Here is a 13,234-nt window from a genome sequence, read left to right on the forward strand (position 1 = left end):
CGCCGTTTCCCTCGTGTAACGGTCGTGTGTCGTGGGTGCCGTCCTGAAACGCTCGTTCCGACTCGCGGAACCTGCACAGGCGTGTGCAGGAAGATGCGTCCATGCCCGACACCATCCGTTACGTCGCGATCGGCGACAGCTTCTCGGAGGGCATCGGCGACGCCGGCGCCGTTCCGTTCCCCGGTTGGACCGGCCGACTCGCGAGCGGCATGGCCCGAGCGCACGACGCAGACGTCCGGTACGCCAACCTCGCCGTCCGCGGTCGCCTGCTCGCCGGGGTCCTCGGAGAGCAGCTCGACGCGGCGCTCGCACTCGACCCCACACCGACCCTGATCACGTTCTGCGCGGGCGGCAACGACCTGCTCCGGCCACGGTTCGACGCCCACGCCCTCATCGCCCCGCTCGAAGCGGCGGTCGCCACGGTCCTGAGCCGCGGCGTCCGGCTGGCGCTGCTGAGCCCCGCCGACCCGAGTGCCCGGCTCCCCCTCGGACGCCTCATCAACGCGCGCGGCGACGCCTGGGCGGATGCGCTCGCCGACCTCGCCGACCGGTACGACCTGCCATTCGTCGACGTGTCCCGTGATCCACACCTGCGCCGTGCAGAGTTCTGGTCCGACGACCGACTGCACATGAACGCGACCGGCCACCAACGCGTCGCCGACCTCGCCCTGCACGCGATCGTGGACGGCCCCCTGCCCGGAACGCCGGTGTCGGAGCCGACCGGTCGCACCCGACTCCCCGAGGAACTCCGCTACTACCGCGAGCACGTCCTGCCGTGGGTGCAGCGTCGCGTGACCCGACGGTCGTCGGGCGACGGGCGCTCGGCAACGTACCCGGCATGGACCGCCGTCGACTGATCGCGCACGATCGCGGCGGTTCTCCGCAAGCGACTGGTTGCCCGCTTGTCGCGCGGCAGACTGAGCGCTCTACTCGGTGGGATCACGTCCGAGCCGAACTCAGGGGAGACGGCACCATGACCACTGCGCCACGCCCATCCGGCACCACCGCGACACGCACCCCGACCGTCAGCACCCCGACGGGCACGCCCAGCACCGCACACGGCATCGACCACATCGGGCTCACCGTGCCCGACATCGACCAGGCCACCGACTTCTTCGTCCTGGGACTCGACGCCGTCCCCCTGTACGACCGGTTCCTCCGGAGCGAACCGCTCCGCGGTGAACCCGACGTCCAGCGCCGCCTCGGCATCCCGAAGACCATGGCCCAGGGTGCGCTGCGGATGCTCGCGCTACCGAACGGTCCAGGGCTCGAGCTGTTCGAGTACCACGGCCCGGACCAGCGATCGGCAGCTCGGGCCAGCGACCTCGGCTGGCAGCACGTCGCGTTCTACGTCGACGACATCGACCACGCGCTGTCGCACATCGAGACGGCGGGCGGCCAGCGGTACGCCGACCCGCGGGACCTCGGCGGCAACGAAGGCGGATCGGGCAACCGGTTCGCGTATGTCGGGACGCCGTGGGGATCCACAATCGAGTTGATCACCTACCCGACCCGGCAGTCGTACGAGGACCACGCCCCGCGACCGAAGTGGCGGGTCTGAGCGGTCAGCGCACCGAGGCCGCGGCGACGTAGGTCCGCGTCGGCTTGCCGGTGAGGGCATGCGGGAACTCGACTCCGTCCGCCCGGAACCCGCCGGCTTCGTAGAGCCGCAGCGCCCGCTCGTTGCCGGCGAGCGCGTGCAGGACGACCGCGGAGTGTCCCGCCGCCGCTGCTGCGTCGACCGACGCGGCCAGGAGCGCACGCCCGACCCCCCGCGCCTGCACGTCCGGGCGGACGGCGAGCAGCGACAGGTAGGCGGCGTCGCCCGGGTCGGTCGACCGTCCGGACCCCGGCGCCGTCACGAGCGCGAAGCCGTCGATCGCACCGGCCACTCCGGTGGCGACGAGCAGGGCGACGCGCGCCACGGCGAACTTCGACGCCGCACGGGCACGCACCGCGCCTGACTCCGGAACGCCGTCACGTGCCGCGACCGCTGCGACCCACAGGTCGACACAGGCCGACACCTCGTCCGGGGCCGCAGGACGCACGGACACGGACGGTTCGATCACCCGGTCAGCCTACGACCGCGCTGCTGCCGATCCTGAACGACGCCCCACGGTGCTCGTCGGGCAGCCGGTCGCCGCGGCCGTGCAGCTTGTGCCGCAGCGATCCGGGCTCGTAGCCGGTCGGGTACGCCCCGCGGGCACGGAGTTCGGGGATCACGAACTCAATGACGTCCTCCCACGTGCCCGGGGTCACCGCGTACGCCAGGTTGAACCCGTCGACGTCGGTGCGTTCCTGGATCTCCTGCAGCCGGTCGGCGATGGTCGCTCCCCCGCCGACGGCGACCGGCCCGAGGCCGCCGATCGCGGTGTGCCGGGCGAGGTCGCGGATCGTCCACGAACTGCCGTCCTCGCCGGTCGCCGCTGCGATGTTCGCCGCTGCCGACTGGATGGCGTTCGACTCCACGTCGCCGAGGGGCTCGTCGAGGTCCCACTGCGACAGGTCGACGCCCATCCAACCGGAGTTGAGCACCAGCGCACCGAGCTCCGACGCGTACGACAGGTAGTCCTCGTACTTCGCCTGGGCCAGCTCGTCGGTGGCGTCCGTGATCACGGTGAGCAGTGTGTAGACGCGAGCGGCGTAGCGGTCGCGACCAGCTGCCTCCAGGGCGTCACGGACCTTCGCGACGGTCGACGCGAGCTGCTCGACGGTCGGTGCGCCCACGAAGACGGCTTCGGCGTTCTCCGCTGCGAAGCGGATGCCGCGCGGCGACGCGCCCGCCTGGTAGATGACGGGCGAACGCTGCACCGACGGCTCGGACAGGTGGATGCCCGGCACGTCGAAGTGCTTGCCGTGGTGCTCGATCGGGTGCACCTTCGCCGGGTCCGTGAAGACGCCGGACGCTCGGTCGGCGACGACCGCGTCGTCCTCCCACGAGCCCTCCCACAGCTTGTAGAGGACCTCGAGGTACTCGTCGGCAACGTCGTAGCGGTCGTCGTGCGACAGCTGGTCGGTCTGGCCCATGTTCCGCGCGGCGCTCGGCAGGTACCCGGTGACGACGTTCCAGCCGACCCGCCCCTTGGTCAGGTGGTCGAGCGTGGAGATCCGCCGGGCGAACGGGTACGGGTGCTCGTACGCCGTGCCCGCCGTGATCCCGAAGCCGAGGTGCTCGGTCACCGACGCCATCGCCGACACCAGCAGGATCGGATCGTTGACCGGCACCTGCGAGCCGGTGCGGAGCGCGGCCTCGTTCGAGTCGCCGTAGACGTCGTACGTGCCCAGGACGTCGGCGATGAAGATGCCGTCGAACGCGCCGCCCTCGAGCGTCTTCGCCAGGTCCGTCCAGTACGTCAGGTCGCGGTAGTCGCGCGATCGGTCGCGCGGGTGCCGCCACAGCCCGGAGGACTGGTGCGCGACGCAGTTCATGTCGAACGCGTTGAAGCGGATCTGCCGGGGCTCGCTGCTGCTGGTCACGCCTGGCGACGCTACGTGCGGCTCCTGCTTCCGTCATGCATCGTGACGAAGCGTGACGGCCCGCAGCTGTCGACGGCCGGCTGTCGGCGCACTGGCGTGCGATGGCCGGTGCAGGTCCGGTCCGCACAACCGAAGTCGTCCCGAACCGGTGGATCGCGCGGCGCGGATGCACTTCGGTTGTGCGGCGGTGCGCCGGCCGCGACTCAGGCGCGGTCGTGCAGCGTGATCTGGTAGCCGTCCGGGTCGGCGAACGTGAACGTCCGGCCGAAGGGGCCGTCGATCGGCGCCGAGACGATCGTGTGACCGTCGGCCGCGAGTGCGTCGTGGATGGCCTGCACGTCGGTGGCGTGGAGCCAGATCGCCGCCCCGATGCCCGGTTGCGCGACCGCGTCGAGGTCGGTGCCGGGGACGACGTCCCGCAGCGCGAAGGCGATGGGCGTCGTCTCGAAGACGACGGCGTGCGGCGGGCCGGCCTGCGAGCGGACGAGACCGAGGTACTGCTCGTAGAACGCCTGCGACGCCGCCAGGTCGCGGGTCTGCAGGGAGATGAAGTCGGGGCCGGTGACGGGCATGTGGTGCTCCTTCTTGTTGTGTCAGTCTTCTGACACGGGACAACCTATGTCAGACTACTGACATGAGTCAAGACGGCAGCGACAACAGCGACGCCAGCGACGTCATCGACCTCGAGACGTCCCTCGGATACCTGCTGAAGGAGGCCGCGAGCGCGCTCCGCACCGCGATGGAGGGGGTGCTGCGCCCGCTCGGCATGACGATGACGCACTACTCGTGCCTCGAACTCCTGGCGCAGCGGCCCGGACTGTCGAACTCCGAGCTCGCGCGCGGCGCGTTCGTCACCCGGCAGTCGATGAACGTGCTGCTGCAGGCGCTGGAACGGGACGGCTTCGTGACGCGGGCCACCGAGGCGCCGTTCGGCAAGGCGCTCCCGACGCGCTTGACGGCGAGCGGCCGCACGAGCCTCGAGCGGGCGAGTGCAGCCGTCCGCGGTGTCGAGGTCCGCATGCTCGGCGGACTGTCCGACGAGCAGCAGGCAGCGGCGCGGGGGGCATTGCGCAGCATGGTGCGCTCCCTCCGTGGAACCGCCGACGACGGGGTCAGCTCGGTCTGACCACGCGGTACCCTGCCACTGACATTGACGTATTTCATGAGGGGGACCGTTCATGCACGAGGACTTCACCGGCCTGTACCTGTCGAGCCTCTGGCTCAGCGTCGCGATGCTCGCCGGCGGATTCGCCCGGACCAGGAACCGATCGGCGTGGACCTGGTTCGTCCTGACGCTGCTGTTCGGTCCGCTCGCGGTGCTGCTGCTCGTCACGTGGCCGGCACGCTCGCCGGGACGCACCCACCCCGCGCGGACCGATGCGTCCGCAAGGACACCGGACACGGGCGGTTCCGAGGAGTAGCCCTGACGCAGACGCGCGCAGGACCAGATCCTCTCAGGGAAGGGCGGACACCCATGGCGCTGCAGGACGACGTCGGCGGGAACCGACGACTGCGGACCGCGCTGCTGATCGTCGGCATCGTGGCGGTCCTCGTCGGCGTCGCATCGCTCGTGCTCCCACACGCGACACTGTTCGCGGTCGCGTGGGTGTTCGGCGTCTACCTGCTGGCCTCCGGACTGTCGATGATCGTCCGTGCATTCGCCCGCGGGATCGGCACCGGCCGCCGAATCGGCTTGGTCTCCCTCGGTGCACTGATCCTGGCCGGCGGCATCGTCGCGATCGTCGCCCCACCGGTCGGGGTGCGGTGGATCGCGTTCGTGATCGGCTTCGCATGGCTGCTCGAGGGCATCACACTGCTCTACGCCCCGACACCGACGAACCGTGCGCTGACCATCGGTGCCGCGGTGCTCAGCATCGTCATCGGCGTGCTCGTGATCAACCTGCCGTCCATCGGAGCAGCGCTCGCCGTCGTCGCGATCGCGGGCTTCCTGATCCTGTTCGGCATCGTGCAGATCGCACTCGGGATCACCCTCGGACGCGCTGACCGGTCCGAGCCGCCCGCCGGTCGAGTGGCCTGAACACTGCTTTCCGCAGGGGTTCGTCACCCAGCGGAGAAGACGACGGCACCGCCCCGCGGGGCGAACCGCGCTTCGAAGTCGCGTTCGTTGGGGATCCACACGTCTCGCCACAGGCGATCATGGTCACGTCCGAGCCGGCGATCGCGGGCCATGCCGCGACGAGCGGCGGTGTCGAGGTCCACATCGCACCAGACCGCGACATCGATGTGCGGCATGGCGTCCGGGTGGAAGAGGCCGATGAGGTCGACGATCACGACGTCCGTCGTCGGCAGCGGCTCTACGGGGCCGAGCGCCCGGACCGACCAGTCGAACCGCTGGAACGTACTCGCCCGTCCCGCTCGGTGCGGTTCGAGGACGGACGACGTCAGACGCTCCCGATCGACGCCGTCCCAGTCGATCGATCGCCGATGGGACCGCTCCGGATCGAGGAAGTCGTCTCCGCGGATCCGCACTGTGCCCGGCAACGCACCGGCCACACTGCGCGCCAGCGTGGACTTCCCGGAGCCGCAGTACCCCGAGATTCCGACGACGATGGGATGTCCAGCCGAGGTGCGGCGCCCCGCCACGAGGTCGATGACATCGTCCAGATCCATCGGGCCAGCGTACGAGTCCGTGGCCCACAGGGGATCCGTGCAGGGACTCGTAGGCTCGACGGGTGGACGTCGCACTGCGGGACAGCATCTCCGAGGACATCGAGTGGCTCGTCGAGCTCCGGGCCGTGGTGCTGCGCGACGACCTGACGCGGCTCGGGGTGTTCGACGAGACGCGCGTTCGACAGCGCCTCCGCGACGCGTTCCAGCCGCAGCTGACCCGGATCGTCGTGGTCGACGGCCGCGACGTCGGGTCGATCACCGTGCGGGTCGAGGACGACGTCCGCTGGGTCGAGCACTTCTACCTCGCGCCCGACGTCCAAGGGAAAGGGGTCGGGTCGACCGTGCTGCGCGCCGTCGTCGACGAACCCCACGACGGCCCGACGCGGCTCAACGTGCTGGTGGGCAGCCCTGCCCGCCGACTGTACGAACGACACGGCTTCGTGCTCGACACCGACGACGGCGTCGACGTGTTCATGACGCTGTGGGCCGCCGATCGAGCGCCCCACGGAGCGCGCTGAGCTGCTCGTCGACGATGTCGGCCATCCGGCGCTCGGCTGGTCCGGTGAGCCAGGCCTCGAGGGCCAGGTGGAACAGCATCACCGTCGTCTCGGCGATCACCGCCGCCTCGGACGGACCGAGTCCGCGGTTGACGAAGGCCTCGCGCACCGCGTCGGTGAGGTCAGCGCGCTTCCGGGCGTCGCGCTCCCGCAGTGAGGGCTCGGACAGCACCAGCCGCCGCACCGCACCGACCTGGTCGTGATGCCCCTCGAACCGCCCGTCGGCGACCTGGCGGAGACCGTGCACGACGATGTCGAGCGGGTCGATCCCGGCCGGCGCGGCCTCGATGGCGGCTCGGGCGAGGTCGGGGATCTCGTCGCCGGCGAAGATCACCTCGCGCTTGTCGGCGAAGTACCGGAAGAAGGTCCGGGTGGTGAGTCCCGCCCGTGCGGTGATCTGCGGAACGGTCGTCGCCGAGTAGCCCTGCTCGGCGAAGAGCTCGAAGGCCGCTCGCTCGAGTCGCCCTCGGGCATCCGGAGACCAACGCATGGGTCAACAGTAGTGGTGATGACACGCCGTGTCATGATTGAATGGTCGATGACACGTCGTGTCATGACCCACTTCGAGCAAGGGATCCGGACACCATGTCGTCAACGGACAACGCAGCACTCTGGACCACGTCGACCGGGCGGTTCACCGTCGGCCCCGCGCCGGCCCCCCAGCCCGGCCCCGGCGAACTCGTCGTCCGGGCCGAAGCCGTCGCCGTGAACCCGGTCGACGCCGTCGGCGGACTCTTCCGACACCTGGTGTTCCCGAAGCTCCGGTTCCCGGCGGTGCTCGGGTCGGACGTCGCCGGGACCGTCGTCGCGACCGGCGCCGGCGTCGAGCGTTTCCGCGTGGGCGACCGGGTCGGCGGGCACGCAGCGGGGCAGGAGCAGCACCGGAACAGCTCTGCCGAAGGAGCCTTCCAGCACCAGGTCCTGCTGCTCGAACGTGTGACGACCCCGGTGCCGGACGACCTGCCCGTCGAGCAAGCAGCGGTCCTGCCGCTCGCCGTCTCGACCGCAGCGGCCGGGCTCTTCGAACCGGACCAGCTCGCGCTGTCACTCCCGACGGCCGACACGTCCGACCGCCCGGGGGTCGTCCTGGTGTGGGGCGCGTCGACGAGCGTCGGCGCCAACGCCGTCCAGCTCGCCCGAGCCGCCGGGTACGCCGTGATCGGCACAGCGTCGCCGAAGAACCACGGGTTCGTGCAGTCCCTCGGTGCCGAGGCCGTGTTCGACTACCGCGACGACGCTGCCGCACGTCGCGTCCTCGACGCACTCGCCGACCGCGAGCTCGCCGGTACCCTCGCCTTCGGCCAGGGCTCGCTGACCCGCACGCTCCCGATCGTCCGGGCAGCCACCGGGTCCGGCCGACTCGCATCGGCGTACCCGACGCCGGTGACGACGATCCGTGCGCGGCTCGAGCGTCGACACGGCATCCACATCACCGCGATCTGGGGCGGCCGCCCGACCGAATCGGAGGTCGGCCCCGCGATCTACCGCGACTTCCTGCCCGAGGCACTCCGCACCGGTCGGTACCAGGCGACGCCGACCGCATCCGTCGTCGGATCCGGACTCGCCGCGATCCCGGAGGCCCTCGCCGAGCTCCGCGCCGGTGTCTCCGCCCGGAAGCTCGTCGTCACGCTCCCCTGACCCGGTAGCGTCAGCGACGTGACCGATGCCGACGTGCCCGACGACGAGACCTTCCGCTTCACGATGTCGGGCGGCGGCACGCCACGGGGCCACCTGCAGGATCCGAGCTCCGTGACCCTGCACCTCGACCCGCGGCGCATCGGCGACGCGGCCCGGGGCAAGGAGATGTTCACCCGGGCGATGGACCAGCAGCACACGGCGCTGACGGCGTACGCTGCGGCACTCGATGCCGCCGACGGCGACGTGACTGCCCTGGCGGTGCAGGACGCCGCGACCGCACTCCACGAGGCACTCCAGTTCCTCCCGATCGCCCACACCGTGTACACGGGCGTCGGCTTCCCCACGGCACGACACGACGACGCCGCGAAGGCGACAACGTCATCCTCCCCGGCGCGGGGCGAGCGCGGCTTCGGCGTGCACCCCGACATGCACACGGCGATCCGTGGCGACACCGGTCAGCGCTGGGAACTCGCCGGGACCGAAGACCTTCCCCTCGCCGTCGAGATCACTCTGGCGACCGACCCGGACGAGAACGTGCGGTCCGCGTTCCTGTCCGGAACCACCCGGTCGCGAACCGTCGTCCTGCTCATGGAACAGCGAGAGACCGACCCCGATGTGCTCGAACAGCTCGCCCAGCAGAGCTACGCCAGCCCCGAGCGGAAGTTCCCCCTGCCGCTCGCCGACCTCGTTCCCCGAGAACTGGACGGTCTCTACGAGCTCCTCGGTCTCGACGACCGGGCCGTCACGCTCGCGAAGGCCCGCTGGGCACGAGCGCAGGAACGCGACGAGCGCATCTCCGTCGGCGACGCGCTCCGCGAGATCGGCGCGGTCAGCTGAGCGGCTTCGCGTACCAGCGGTCCGAGTACGGGTCCGCGTTGAACGGGGCGACCCGGACGAACCCGAGCCGTTCGTAGAGCGCACAGGCCTCGGCGAGCTCGGCGCGGGTGTCCAGGCGCAACGACGTGATCCCGCGCGCCCGGCAGACGTCCTCGACGTGGCGCAGGAGCGCCGAACCGACACCTCGGCCGCGGTACTCCGGCAGCGTGAAGACCTTCGTCAGCTCGCCGACGTCGCCGACGAAGCGCACGCCGGTGCAGGCGATCGCCGCTCCCCCGTCGACGGCGACGACGAACAGCCCGGAGTCCCCCTGCAGGTCGTCGAACGGCTCGTCGAGCACCGCGCGGTCGACCTCGGCCGACGTCGCCGCCCGCCCGTACCACCGCGACGCGACCTCGGTCAGGTAGGCCCGCACGATCGCGTCGGCCCGGCCTGCGCCGGGTCGCTCCGTCTCGAAGATCATCGCGCCCCTTCGATCGGCACACTGTCCAAGCCTCTCGGGGGCCCGGTCGGCGACCAGCTGCGGACGGGAGGCGCGGGGCGGGCCCGCACCGGGCCTCCCGGTCGGTCGGTGGTCGCGATCGCGAGCCGCACCCGGCTCAGCGGGACGCGGTCGCCTCACGCGCGGCGGCTTCCGCCGCGACCCAGGCGAGCATGCCGCACTTGACCCGCATGACGAACTTCGAGACGCCGTGGAAGGCGATGAGGTCCTCGAGGACGTCCTCGTCGGGCTCGCCGACGCCGCGGGAGCGCATCATCGTGCGGAACTCGTCGGTCAGTGCGAGGAGCTCCGGGACCGTGCGGCCGATGGCCATGTCCGTCAGGACCGATGCCGAGGCCATCGAGATCGAGCAGCCGTCGCCCTGCCAGGCGAGACCGGCGATCCGGTCGGTGCCCGGGTCGAGACGGATGCGGACGGTGATCTCGTCGCCGCACGTGGGGTTGCGCTCGAAGTGCGAGGCGTCGGCGTCGGGCAGGTCGCCGTCGCCGTGTCGGGCCTTCGCGTGGTCGAGGATGACCTGCTGGTACAGGCTGTCGAGGGCGTTCACTCGGTCGCTCCGAAGTAGCCGCGGACCTCGCCGACGGCCGCGATGAACCGGTCGACGTCGTGCTCGGTCGTGTAGACGTAGGTGCTCGCGCGGCTGGTGGCGACCAGGCCGAGGCGGCGGTGCAGGGGCTGGGCGCAGTGGTGCCCCGAGCGGACGGCGATGCCCTGCGCATCGAGGTACTGCGACACGTCGTGGGCGTGCACGCCGTCGACGTCGAACGACACCAGGCCCGATCGCGGGACGCCGACCGGCGGACCGACGACGCGGATGCCGGGGACGGCGGCCAGGCCGTCGAGCATGCGCCGGGCGAGGTGCTCCTCGTGCGCGCGGACACGCTCCATGCCGATGCCCTGCAGGTAGCGGACGGCCTCGGCAAGGGCGACGGCCTGCGACACGGGCTGCGTGCCGGCCTCGAACCGCTCGGGCGCCGGCATGAACTCCGACGCCTGCATGGTCACGGTGGTGATCATGGACCCACCGGTGCGGAACGGGGGCAACGCGTTCAACAGCTCACTGCGGCCCCAGAGCACGCCGATGCCGTTCGGACCGAGCATCTTGTGCCCGGAGAACGCGGCGAAGTCGACGCCGAGCTGCTGCACGTCGAGCGGCCGGTGCGGCGCGGACTGGCAGGCGTCGAGCACGACCAGTGCGCCGCGGGCGTGGGCGAGACCGACGATCTGCTCGACGGGGGCGACCATGCCGGTGACGTTCGAGACGTGCGCGAACGCGACGACCTTGGTGTGGTCGGTGATCAGGGCAGCGGCGTCCTCGGCGGTCCAGGTGCCGTCGTCGGCGACCGGGACCCAGCGGAGCGTCGCACCCGTCAGCGCGGCGAGTTCCTGCCACGGCACCAGGTTCGCGTGGTGTTCGGCCTCGGTGACCAGGATCTCGTCGCCCGGTCCGATGCGGAAGCGAGCGGCGTCGACCCCGCCGCGGCCACGGCTGGCGTTCGCGATGCCGTAGGCGACGAGGTTGAGGGCGTCGGTGGCGTTCGCGGTCCAGACGACCTCGCTCGGACCGGCAGCGCCGATGAAGTCGGCGACGGTGGCACGGGCGTCCTCGTAGACATCGGTGCTCAGCGCCGCGAGCGTGTGCGCGCCGCGGTGCACGGCGGCGTTGTCGTGCTCGAGGAACCGGCGCTCGGCGTCGAGGACCGGGGTCGGGCGTTCCGCCGTCGCCCCGGAGTCCAGGTACGCCAGCGGTTGCCCGTTCACGTCCTGCGCGAGGATCGGGAAGTCCGACTTGATCGTCTCGACCTCGGCCTCGGTGAGCGGCTGGTTCGGCGCCACGACTGTCACGTCTCGTCCTCCTGGTGTTGCTTTCCGGAGCAACCCGTCAATGGTGGCCGTTGTTCCCGACGGCGTCCAGTCGGCACGGCAACGGCCCAGGACCGCGCCGGGTCCTGGGCCGTCGCACGGCGGGGCTACTCGTTGCCGATCTTCTTGTCCGCAGCGTCGCGGGCACCGTCGATCTTGTCGTCGTACTTGCCGCCGGTGGCCTTCTTGACCGCGTCGGCGACACCCCCGAGGACCTTGTCGCTGATGTCCTCGGCCTTCTCGCTCTTCAGGGCGTCCTGGACCTTGTTGTCCTTCAGGAAGTCCTGGGCCTTCTTCGTGATGTCGTCGAACCCCGCCATGGCCTGCTCCTCAGCTCGGTGCGGAGCCCGTCGCTCCGTCATGCCGCAGATCGTAGGCCGCAGAACCGTCGTCTGTCCCGGAACGTGACGAAGTGTTCACACCATCTGGGCGCTGCGTCGCCGCGCCAGGACGTACCCGACCGCGACCGCCCCGGACACCGCCAGGAGCGACGGGATGAGGATGTCGGTGCCCTCCTGCGTGAACTCGACCACCAGGACGAGCGCCGTGAACGGGGCCCGCATCGTGGTCGCCAGGAACGCCGCGGCGCCGACGAACGCGAACGCTGCCAGGCCCGGACCGTCGGCCGGCCAGAGCAGGAGCCACGCGCCACCGAGGCCGCCGCCGATCGCCGAACCGATCGCGATCGACGGCGTCAGGGTGCCTCCGACCGCGCCGGCACCGATGGTGGCCGACGTGGTGATCGTGCGGACGACGCCGAGCAGCAGGAGCAGCACGATCGGCGCCAGGCCGGCGACGGTGCCGTCGTCGAGCGAGGCGTTCATCGCGACGAGGCCCAGCGCCCGCCCGTTGCCGAGGATCTCGGGGAACGGCACCGCGATGAGCCCGACCATCGCGAACGCCACCGGCAGCACGACGAGCAGGTGCCAGCCCTTGGGAGCGATGCCCTGCAGCCGGTTGGTGAGCTTCACGAACCCGACGCCGGCCAGGCCGAGGACGGGCCCGACGATGATCGCCCAGACGAGCAGCGACGGCGACATGTGCATCGCCGGCACGTGGTAGAGCACCTCGTCCGGGATCACGAGCCGGGCGACGAACGCGGCGACGGCGCTCGTGGCGAACGCGGGCAGGGCCGTGGCGAAGCTGATCTCGCCGAGCAGGACCTCGACGGCGAACAGCGCACCGCCGAGCGGGACGTCGTACACCGCGGCGAGGCCCGCCGCCGCTCCGCAGGCGACCAGGATCTTCGTCTCGCGCGGGGTGAGACCGGCACGACGGGTGACGAGCTGGGAGAGCCAGGCGCCGACCTCGCGCGGAGCGACCTCCTTGCCGATCGAGGCACCGAGACCGACCGCCAGGATCTGCACGCCGGCGTTCGCCAGGGTCGCGAGTGCGGGCATCCGCTTGCCGCCGACCGCCGCGGTGACCGACACGATCGGACGCCCCCAGCGCCGGAGCGCCCACCAGGCGAAGCCCGTCAGGACACCGGCGGCCACGAGCGCGAGGAACCGGTTCAGCGCCGACGGTGCGTCCGCCGCCTCGAGGTGCCCACCGAAGTCGTACCCGAAGGCCACGAACTGGATGAGCTGCAACGCGAGCCACACGGCGATGCCGGCGATGCCGCCCGAGACGCCCACCAGGGCGGTGACGACGGCGAGCTTGAGCGCCCAGACGGGGGTCGCGTGTCCGGAGCGCGGCATGTCGAGAACCCTAGCGGCTCCGATCACCG

Annotated in this window: 18 protein-coding genes; 8 read left to right on the forward strand and 10 right to left on the reverse strand. The window is 71.2% G+C overall.

Translation table 11 applies throughout. The annotated features are described in order from the left end of the window. Positions 1–101: 101 nt before the first annotated feature. Both ABH929_RS07600 and ABH929_RS07605 read left to right on the forward strand, forming a co-directional pair. On the forward strand, positions 102–857 hold the full coding sequence (locus ABH929_RS07600) for an SGNH/GDSL hydrolase family protein (RefSeq protein WP_263091277.1): 756 nt from the start codon (positions 102–104) through the stop codon (positions 855–857). Between the two features lie 116 nt (positions 858–973). Next, positions 974–1,561, forward strand: a complete 588-nt coding sequence (locus tag ABH929_RS07605) for a VOC family protein (protein ID WP_404560724.1) — start codon at positions 974–976, stop codon at positions 1,559–1,561. A 4-nt stretch (positions 1,562–1,565) separates the two neighbouring features. Here the strand turns inward: ABH929_RS07605 and ABH929_RS07610 are convergent, their stop codons facing one another. From ABH929_RS07610 to ABH929_RS07620, 3 genes are all read right to left on the reverse strand, one after another. Further along, entirely contained in the window at positions 1,566–2,069 is a 504-nt protein-coding gene (locus tag ABH929_RS07610; RefSeq protein WP_263091275.1) for a GNAT family N-acetyltransferase, read from the reverse strand. A 4-nt stretch (positions 2,070–2,073) separates the two neighbouring features. Next, positions 2,074–3,477, reverse strand: coding sequence for an LLM class flavin-dependent oxidoreductase (locus ABH929_RS07615; RefSeq protein WP_263091274.1), 1,404 nt, complete (start codon positions 3,475–3,477; stop codon positions 2,074–2,076). A gap of 203 nt (positions 3,478–3,680) precedes the next feature. Beyond that, entirely contained in the window at positions 3,681–4,049 is a 369-nt protein-coding gene (locus ABH929_RS07620) for a VOC family protein (RefSeq protein ID WP_404560725.1), read from the reverse strand. 62 nt (positions 4,050–4,111) lie between these two features. On the opposite strand from ABH929_RS07620, the gene ABH929_RS07625 reads away from it, so the two are divergent. Genes ABH929_RS07625 through ABH929_RS07635 form a run of 3 tightly spaced genes read left to right on the forward strand, consistent with a single transcriptional unit; the run spans position 4,112 to position 5,515 of the window. After that, positions 4,112–4,603, forward strand: a complete 492-nt coding sequence (locus ABH929_RS07625) for a MarR family winged helix-turn-helix transcriptional regulator (RefSeq protein ID WP_404560727.1) — start codon at positions 4,112–4,114, stop codon at positions 4,601–4,603. A gap of 52 nt (positions 4,604–4,655) precedes the next feature. Next, entirely contained in the window at positions 4,656–4,898 is a 243-nt protein-coding gene (locus tag ABH929_RS07630) for a hypothetical protein (RefSeq protein ID WP_340197544.1), read from the forward strand. Positions 4,899–4,951: 53 nt separating this feature from the next. After that, a complete protein-coding gene (locus ABH929_RS07635; RefSeq protein ID WP_404560728.1) occupies positions 4,952–5,515 on the forward strand; it encodes an HdeD family acid-resistance protein in 564 nt (187 codons plus the stop codon). A gap of 23 nt (positions 5,516–5,538) precedes the next feature. Here the strand turns inward: ABH929_RS07635 and ABH929_RS07640 are convergent, their stop codons facing one another. Then, positions 5,539–5,769 (reverse strand): hypothetical protein, encoded by a 231-nt coding sequence (locus ABH929_RS07640; RefSeq protein ID WP_404560729.1) that lies wholly within the window; start codon positions 5,767–5,769, stop codon positions 5,539–5,541. A gap of 401 nt (positions 5,770–6,170) precedes the next feature. On the opposite strand from ABH929_RS07640, the gene ABH929_RS07645 reads away from it, so the two are divergent. After that, positions 6,171–6,626, forward strand: coding sequence for a GNAT family N-acetyltransferase (locus ABH929_RS07645; RefSeq protein ID WP_404560730.1), 456 nt, complete (start codon positions 6,171–6,173; stop codon positions 6,624–6,626). Here the strand turns inward: ABH929_RS07645 and ABH929_RS07650 are convergent. Beyond that, on the reverse strand, positions 6,580–7,155 hold the full coding sequence (locus ABH929_RS07650) for a TetR family transcriptional regulator (protein WP_404560731.1): 576 nt from the start codon (positions 7,153–7,155) through the stop codon (positions 6,580–6,582). The two genes, ABH929_RS07645 and ABH929_RS07650, sit on opposite strands and share 47 nt — an antisense overlap. 95 nt (positions 7,156–7,250) lie before the next feature. Between ABH929_RS07650 and ABH929_RS07655 the strand changes: the two genes are divergently transcribed. Continuing rightward, on the forward strand, positions 7,251–8,303 hold the full coding sequence (locus tag ABH929_RS07655; RefSeq protein WP_404560732.1) for a zinc-binding alcohol dehydrogenase family protein: 1,053 nt from the start codon (positions 7,251–7,253) through the stop codon (positions 8,301–8,303). Between the two features lie 18 nt (positions 8,304–8,321). Further along, positions 8,322–9,140, forward strand: coding sequence for a hypothetical protein (locus ABH929_RS07660; RefSeq protein WP_404560733.1), 819 nt, complete (start codon positions 8,322–8,324; stop codon positions 9,138–9,140). On the opposite strand, the gene ABH929_RS07665 is transcribed toward ABH929_RS07660, so the two are convergent. The 5 genes from ABH929_RS07665 to ABH929_RS07685 all read right to left on the reverse strand — a co-directional run bounded on the left by ABH929_RS07665 (position 9,133) and on the right by ABH929_RS07685 (position 13,205). Continuing rightward, entirely contained in the window at positions 9,133–9,762 is a 630-nt protein-coding gene (locus tag ABH929_RS07665; protein WP_404560734.1) for a GNAT family N-acetyltransferase, read from the reverse strand. The two genes, ABH929_RS07660 and ABH929_RS07665, sit on opposite strands and share 8 nt — an antisense overlap. Further along, positions 9,740–10,189 (reverse strand): Fe-S cluster assembly sulfur transfer protein SufU, encoded by a 450-nt coding sequence (sufU, locus tag ABH929_RS07670; protein ID WP_404560735.1) that lies wholly within the window; start codon positions 10,187–10,189, stop codon positions 9,740–9,742. Before sufU ends, ABH929_RS07665 begins: the two co-directional genes overlap by 23 nt. Further along, the gene (locus ABH929_RS07675; protein WP_404560884.1) at positions 10,186–11,478 is read right to left on the reverse strand and encodes an aminotransferase class V-fold PLP-dependent enzyme; all 1,293 of its coding nucleotides are present in this window, start codon (positions 11,476–11,478) and stop codon (positions 10,186–10,188) included. The genes sufU and ABH929_RS07675 overlap by 4 nt, the downstream gene beginning before the upstream one ends. Positions 11,479–11,612: 134 nt before the next feature. Continuing rightward, on the reverse strand, positions 11,613–11,867 hold the full coding sequence (locus tag ABH929_RS07680) for an antitoxin (protein WP_374102075.1): 255 nt from the start codon (positions 11,865–11,867) through the stop codon (positions 11,613–11,615). 54 nt (positions 11,868–11,921) lie between these two features. Further along, positions 11,922–13,205 carry a chloride channel protein gene (locus ABH929_RS07685; RefSeq protein WP_404560736.1) on the reverse strand — a complete coding sequence of 428 codons (1,284 nt, stop codon included), beginning with the start codon at positions 13,203–13,205 and terminating at the stop codon, positions 11,922–11,924. Between the last annotated feature and the right edge of the window lie 29 nt (positions 13,206–13,234).

Source organism: Curtobacterium sp. AB7 (genome assembly GCF_044909335.1).
Classification (GTDB): Bacteria; Actinomycetota; Actinomycetes; order Actinomycetales; family Microbacteriaceae; genus Curtobacterium.

Excerpts from the sequence above, each read along its gene's own strand:
- ABH929_RS07600 (WP_263091277.1), top strand. The coding sequence starts at position 102 with ATGCCCGACACCATCCGTTACGTCGCGATCGGCGACAGCTTCTCGGAG.
- ABH929_RS07605 (WP_404560724.1), top strand. The coding sequence starts at position 974 with ATGACCACTGCGCCACGCCCATCCGGCACCACCGCGACACGCACCCCG.
- ABH929_RS07620 (WP_404560725.1), bottom strand. The coding sequence starts at position 4,049 with ATGCCCGTCACCGGCCCCGACTTCATCTCCCTGCAGACCCGCGACCTG.
- ABH929_RS07625 (WP_404560727.1), top strand. The coding sequence starts at position 4,112 with ATGAGTCAAGACGGCAGCGACAACAGCGACGCCAGCGACGTCATCGAC.
- ABH929_RS07630 (WP_340197544.1), top strand. The coding sequence starts at position 4,656 with ATGCACGAGGACTTCACCGGCCTGTACCTGTCGAGCCTCTGGCTCAGC.
- ABH929_RS07635 (WP_404560728.1), top strand. The coding sequence starts at position 4,952 with ATGGCGCTGCAGGACGACGTCGGCGGGAACCGACGACTGCGGACCGCG.
- ABH929_RS07650 (WP_404560731.1), bottom strand. The coding sequence starts at position 7,155 with ATGCGTTGGTCTCCGGATGCCCGAGGGCGACTCGAGCGAGCGGCCTTC.
- ABH929_RS07655 (WP_404560732.1), top strand. The coding sequence starts at position 7,251 with ATGTCGTCAACGGACAACGCAGCACTCTGGACCACGTCGACCGGGCGG.
- ABH929_RS07680 (WP_374102075.1), bottom strand. The coding sequence starts at position 11,867 with ATGACGGAGCGACGGGCTCCGCACCGAGCTGAGGAGCAGGCCATGGCG.
- ABH929_RS07685 (WP_404560736.1), bottom strand. The coding sequence starts at position 13,205 with ATGCCGCGCTCCGGACACGCGACCCCCGTCTGGGCGCTCAAGCTCGCC.